Below are 6,079 nucleotides of genomic sequence, written 5' to 3' on the forward strand. Positions count from 1 at the left end.
CGAAAATCTCTCGGAACGAAAAAGCACCGCAAACCACGCGATGCAAATGGCGCGGGGTAGAGCAGCCCGGTAGCTCGTCAGGCTCATAACCTGAAGGTCGCAGGTTCAAATCCTGCCCCCGCAACCAGAAATCCTGCACTTTCTTCAACCTCCTGTTCGCAGGAGGTTTTTTGCTGTCCGCTCAACCGATCCGCATTCAGGCTCAGCGCCAGAATGCCCGCCAGATCGCCGTGAAGCGTCAGATCGAGCGCCATCCGCTTGCCCTTGGTGGGCACCGGGGTCGCCACGATCTTCTCGATCAGACCCCGGATTGCCTTGCGGGCTTCGGATTCGCGATCGGGCTCGGAAAGGGCGGTGATCATCGCCTGGATGCGGTCGTGGTAAGTGTCGGCCATCCTGGGGTGGAGCCGCACGGTCGTGTTCGGGACGGAGGTAGTGGCCAGTTCTCGTTCCAGCTGCTTCTGACGGGCCTCCAGCTGTTCCATCTTCGCCTTGATCCGCTCGGGCGGCAGGCCGGAGAGGAGCGCGTTGACCAGCGCATCCTGTTCCTTGATGAGTTTTGCCAGTTCCTTCTCCTTGACGGCCCGGTCATCGACATGGGCGGCGGCCAGGCGATTGCGCTCGGCGATATATTCCTCGGCGAAGACCTTCACCAGTTCCGGGTCCATCAGCCGCTCGGAGAGGATGGACAGGATCCGGCCCTCCAGCTCCTGGCGGGTGATGCCGGTGCGGTTGGTGCAGACCGAGGTGCCCTTGTTGCGGGAGTTCGAGCAGCCGAAACGGTCCTTGCCGATGGTCGAGAAACCTCCGCCACAGCAGCCGCATTTGACCAGGCCGGTGAGCAGAAAGCGCGGCTTGCGCCGTTCCCAGGCCTGCCGTTCTGTCTGTTCGATCTTGCGGCCCTCCTGGCGGGTCTTGACCCGGTCCCAGAGGGCCTGGTCGATGATGCGGAGTTCCGGCACTTCGGTGACGATCCAGTCGGATTCCGGATTGGGGCGGGCCTGGCGCTTGCCGGTGGCGGGGTCCTTCACGAAGCTCTGCCGGTTCCAGACCATGCGACCGATGTAGATCTCGTTGTTGAGCACGCCGGTGCCGCGCTTGGGATTGCCGTGGATGGTGGATTTGTCCCACTTGCCCGCGCGAGGGCCGGGAATGCCTTCGCGGTTCAGCTGGTCGGCGATGCGGTTCGGCGACATCCCATCGGCATAGGCGGTGAAGATCCGCCGCACGATGGCGGCTTCGTCCTCATTGATCTGTCGGTCGCCGCGCCTGACCTCGCCGTCCTCGCCCATGTGGCGCAGCACCGTATAGCCGAATGCATTGCCACCGCCGGACTTGCCTTTCTCGACACGGCCGCGCAGGCCCCGGCGGGTCTTGGCCGCCAGGTCCTTCAGGAACAGCGCGTTCATCGTGCCCTTGAGGCCGATATGCATCTCGTCGATGCGGCCCTCGGCCAGGGTCTCGATGGCGGTGCCGGCGAAGGTCAGGGTCTGGTAGAGCGCCGCGATATCGGCCTGGTTGCGGCTGAGGCGGTCGAGGGCTTCGGAGATCACGACGTCGAAGCGCCGCTCGCGGGCATCCTGCTGCAGGCGCTGGATGCCGGGGCGCATCAGCGAGGCGCCGGAGGTGGCGGCGTCCTCATAAGTGCCCACGATCTGCCAGCCGGCGCGGGCGGCGCGTTCGCGGCAGAGCCGGATCTGGTCCTCGATCGACGAGGCCGATTGCAGGTCGGAGGAATAGCGGGCGTAGATGACGGCGCGCAGGGTCATGGCAGGTTCTCCGCGGGGAGTGGCAGGTCAATCGTCAGGGGCGCCGCGTTCGGCGGCGTGATCGGCGCGGGCGGCATCGCGGGCAAGCACCCGGATGAGGGCAAGCAGCTGGTCGTGATGCTGCGCGGGTTGCCGATTCCCGGCAAGGGGTTTGTCGGTGGTGTCGGCCGAAGGGGCCGAAGCAGACGGGCCGGGAGAGGCCAAAGCGGAGGTCGCCGCCTGCGCAGCGCCGGCCTTCCTGGCAATATCCCTCCGGTCTCGCGCCATGGGCCGAGCTGCTCCCTGCGCCGGAGGGCAGGGCCCGTCGGCGTTCACTGATGATGATCCTGTGCGGGAATGAGCCCGCTGCTGTTTGGATGATCATAGGGCATGGAGACGGCTCTCTCAGGGCAAAACACGGCTCTCGGGTCTCATGAATGTGGATAACCAACTGAAAATACGGAAATCTCACGCGCAAGAGGGGTGGAACGCACTTGGGGGAAACGGAAATGCATCCGGGTTCCGGATCAATCCGCGCCCGATCACTGCGATAAAATATTACCTGGAGGGAGTTCTCCGGATTTTACGGGGCAGGACGTATGACCCGGCTTCCAGATCGCCGTGATGCTTCATCCGGAAAACTCCGGCTTGTCCGGGTATAGCCGCCTGACGACGGCCCTGCGCATGCGGATGGCGAGGCTGTCGTGGAAGATCTCCATCGCCCGTTTTCGCTCAGGCGGGGAGAGCCAGCCATCCGACAACCGCCAGTTCGAAAAGAACAGCCAATCCAGATCATGGATGCGCAGAAAGATCAGGCCCTGGCGCACGGATTCCCGGGTGAGCGGCAGGCCGATCACCCGGCTGGCGCCGTATTCCGCGCGCAGCCCCTCTTGATGGGCCTCGCGCCAGATCAGCCCCTCGGTCACGTCCTCATCGGTGATAGTGACCAGCCGGTCCAGTTCGTGGCGGATGTCTGCGGGCATCTCGATGATGGCCTGGTCCAGCGCCTGCCGGAAGCGCGGATCGACGGCGATGTCGAGGTGCCATTCCTGCGGCTCCTCGCGCCAGAGCACCGGCTCCGCGGTTGCGGTCCACTGGCCGGCATCGACCAGGCCAAGCGCGTGCAGAACCGAAAGCGCCTGCGGGGCCGCCCAGGCTGGGCCAAGCCGATGCGCGGCCGTGATGTTCGGTGGCGGCAGGATCGCGCCCACCCGCCGGCCCCACCATGCGGCGATCTCTGGGGATTCGCAGCCGTCGGGCAGTCTATAGGACAGAAGCCCGCATTGATTGGCGAGGCTGAGCACGGTGACGCAGATATCGTCCCATCTGGGAAGAATGTCCGGCAGCCGGGGGCGGGGTAGCGGCCGCGCACCGCGCCCGGTCTCCTCCGCATGGCCGAGGGCGATCAGCGCCTCACAGCCGAACTGATAGGGTGTGGTGAACATGTGGTCCCATTCCTCGCCGCCAGGATCGAGCACGGGAAGGTTGGATGCGATGAAGCGGATCACCGGAAGGATCCAGGTCGCGGGGTCCGTGTGGCGGTGCATTGCCGGTTTCCTCGTCTATTGCGGGATGGGTTGCGTATGATGAACCGGGATTCTCGAATTCCGTGGGGATGCTGACGATTTGCATCTGGCGCGCCGTATCTCTTTGTTCTTTTGTGCCTGATCTTTCTCTTTTTGAGCTGGTTGCGCTGTGGGCCGCATTACCCGCCGCGTTCTTGGTTTTTTGTCTTTTGGTTCTTTGCTTTCTTTATTTTTTATCCCGTGGGAATGAAGTGGGCGGCGGGCGGTGCCCGCCGCAGGGAACACTGTTTTTGGATTTTTGATCGGCGGCTTTGCCGCTCTCTTTTGTTTTTTGTTTTGATCTCTTTATTCGCGGGGGTGCGATTCGACAGGGTGGCGCGCGATCGCGTGGGGCGGCCGTCACCCCTCTGTATCTATTGCGGTTGCTGCGCTTGTCGCGCGTCAGGGTCTTCATCCGGCGCAGCATTGCGCACACGCGCGAGCCAGTTCTCCGCCTCGGCACGGTCCATGTCGCGCGAGGCCATCAGTGCTTCGGCCATCTCTTCGAGCAGGGAGCGATGGACGGTAAGGATCCGCGTGGCGCGCTTCTCGGCAGCCTCCAACTCGCGCCTCACGCGGAAAAGCACGTCAGGGTCCAGCGCGAGCAGGGTCTCGGGATCGGCTGTCCAGACCGGGCCCTGGGCCCCGAGTCCAAACCGCGTCTGGATCGATGTGGCGATCATTGTCGCGTTGGCCAGGTCGGAATCCGCACTGCCGCCGGCACCGGCAGAGACATCGCCGAGGACCAGGCGCTCGGCGGCGCGTCCGGCCAGCAATTGCACCAGACGATCCTGCATATCCGCCAGGACACCATGCTTGGCATCTGCGTCGAACACCGTGCCGCCTCCGCCCTCGCGGTTCAGGAAAATGCGGCGCACCGGACCGAGATCCAGGGCGGCGCAGGTGATGGCGTGGCCGCATTCGTGCAACGCGACGCGGCGGTCGATCTCGGGGTCATGCGCGATGCGGAAGACCTTGTGCAGATCGTCGAGGGTCATCGCCCGTTTTTGCCCCCGTGCCGTCGCCCGCGTCTGCCGGATGACGGCATCGACATCTGCCGCCGAGCAGCCGACGGCCCGCGCGGCGAGATCGCGCAGATCGGCCTCGCGCCAGTCCGGCAGGCAATGGCGGAAGACGCTGAACAGACCCTCGGCGTCCGGCAGCGGCAGGGAGACTTTCATGTCGAAGCGACCGGCCCTGAGAACCGCCGGATCGATCAGGCCCGGGTGATTGCAGGTGCCGACGACGATGACCCCTTCTTCCCGGGCGATGCTGTCCATCTCTGCGAGGAAAGCATTGATCACCTGCGTGCGGTAGGACCTGTTGTGCTGTTCGCGATCCTCGCGGGAGCCGACGGCATCGATCTCGTCGATGATCAGCACGGTGGGTGCTTTCGACCGGGCCTCGGCGAAGGTTTTGCGCATCTCGCGCAGCATGTCGCCGAGGTGTCCCGCGGCTTGCCATTCGCCGAAGGTTCCGGTGACGACCGAGAAGCCTGCGGAATTGCCCATCGCACGGGCGATCCAGCTCTTGCCGGTGCCGGGCGGGCCATAAAGCAGGAGCGTCCGGGTCAGGTCCTGCCAGGCGACCTCGCGTTGCTTCCACATACGCAAGTCGCGCACGATCTGGCGCGCCGCGCGCAGTGCCGGACTGTCGCCATGGATATCCTCGAGCCAGGAGCCGCCGGCCGCGGCGCGTGGCGCCTTGGCCGTGAGGGCGGCGATCCGTTCGGCAACGGCCTTCGCGGTCGGCGCCCGCATCGCCAGACCGAGGGCCAGGGGCTCCAGGTCAGACAGCACGGCATCGTCCGGCAGGGCGGCGCGCACTGCGGTCTCGTCGACCCGGCCGGTGGCGCTGTGCGTGGCGCGCAGGGCGATGATCAGGATCTCCGCCGACAGAGGCGCAAATGCCTGTCTCTCGACGGGCGGGTGGCGCAGCACCTCCGGGGCTGTCGCCACATCCGGCAGCAGGATCAGGATCGGGACCCGCATGTCGATCGCCGTCGCGAGCTCCACCGCAAACCCGCGTTCGGCGTGTTGGGAAACCTTGCCGTTCATAAGCTCCGGGCCCAGCACCAGCAGGTAAGGCTTGTCGCGAGGCAGCCGGCCCATGGACATGGCCAGTGACCAGCCGGTCGGCAGCGCATGCGGCAGCAGCTTCTTGAGCGCATCGATCAGGTTGCCCGGAATGCCTTCGATCACGGTGATGGCGCCCGGCACCAGCATCGCATCACGGTCCTTGAGGCTGCCGATACTGGCGGCAAGGCGCAGCAGCGGGATCAGCTTGCTCGCCGGCAGAAGGATGCGGGGCTGCGACGCGCCATTGGCGGCGGTCGCGGCAGGATCGCCTCCGGCTTCCGCGATTGCCTCGTATTCCTCCGGGGAGACGTTCTGCGCGGCGGGGCTGGAGTTCAGGGTATCGATCGCGGCGGATCCCGGAGGCGACATGGCGGCCTCCAGCAACTCGGGCAGGTCCATGTCTTCCGGGTCGAGTGCCGGATCCCAGGACGGGGTCAGCCTCTCGGCCAGATCGTCCTGCAGGCGGCGAATGGCCTGGCGGGCCAATGGCCCCCAGACGGGATGATTATGGGTTCCGGATTCGGGATTGGGATTGCGGGGATTGGTTGCGTTTGTCTGGGTCATGGCGGGATTCCGGGGATTAGACTGGCTCTTTTAAACCTTTGACGCTGCCGGCGACGCCTTACGGGGTAAACTCTGGGGGGGCGGCATTATTTAAAAAAAAAGAAATACAACACGTGCTTGAGAG

The 6,079-nt window shown here is 65.0% G+C and carries 4 protein-coding genes and 1 tRNA gene; 2 read left to right on the forward strand and 3 right to left on the reverse strand.

Annotated elements, in window-relative coordinates; all coding sequences use genetic code 11:
- Positions 1–50 precede the first annotated feature (50 nt).
- Positions 51–127, forward strand: a tRNA-Met gene (locus IT40_RS25700).
- Here the strand turns inward: IT40_RS25700 and IT40_RS28165 are convergent.
- Positions 84–1,769 (reverse strand): recombinase family protein, encoded by a 1,686-nt coding sequence (locus tag IT40_RS28165; protein ID WP_084197475.1) that lies wholly within the window; start codon positions 1,767–1,769, stop codon positions 84–86. The two genes, IT40_RS25700 and IT40_RS28165, sit on opposite strands and share 44 nt — an antisense overlap.
- Positions 1,770–2,377: 608 nt before the next feature.
- Positions 2,378–3,295: a hypothetical protein gene (locus tag IT40_RS25710; protein ID WP_036761213.1), complete on the reverse strand. Its 918-nt coding sequence runs from the start codon at positions 3,293–3,295 to the stop codon at positions 2,378–2,380.
- A 68-nt stretch (positions 3,296–3,363) separates the two neighbouring features.
- Between IT40_RS25710 and IT40_RS29060 the strand changes: the two genes are divergently transcribed.
- On the forward strand, positions 3,364–3,576 hold the full coding sequence (locus IT40_RS29060) for a hypothetical protein (protein ID WP_147307345.1): 213 nt from the start codon (positions 3,364–3,366) through the stop codon (positions 3,574–3,576).
- A 111-nt stretch (positions 3,577–3,687) separates the two neighbouring features.
- Here the strand turns inward: IT40_RS29060 and IT40_RS25715 are convergent, their stop codons facing one another.
- On the reverse strand, positions 3,688–5,955 hold the full coding sequence (locus tag IT40_RS25715; RefSeq protein WP_243700329.1) for an AAA family ATPase: 2,268 nt from the start codon (positions 5,953–5,955) through the stop codon (positions 3,688–3,690).
- Positions 5,956–6,079: the final 124 nt, after the last annotated feature.

Source organism: Paracoccus versutus, assembly GCF_000763885.1.
GTDB classification, from domain to species: Bacteria; Pseudomonadota; Alphaproteobacteria; order Rhodobacterales; family Rhodobacteraceae; genus Paracoccus; species Paracoccus versutus.

Bases quoted from the DNA above. Each gene is read 5' to 3' on its own strand.
- IT40_RS25710 (WP_036761213.1), bottom strand. From the start codon at position 3,295: ATGCACCGCCACACGGACCCCGCGACCTGGATCCTTCCGGTGATCCGC.
- IT40_RS29060 (WP_147307345.1), top strand. From the start codon at position 3,364: ATGCTGACGATTTGCATCTGGCGCGCCGTATCTCTTTGTTCTTTTGTG.
- IT40_RS25715 (WP_243700329.1), bottom strand. From the start codon at position 5,955: ATGACCCAGACAAACGCAACCAATCCCCGCAATCCCAATCCCGAATCC.
- IT40_RS28165 (WP_084197475.1), bottom strand. From the start codon at position 1,769: ATGACCCTGCGCGCCGTCATCTACGCCCGCTATTCCTCCGACCTGCAA.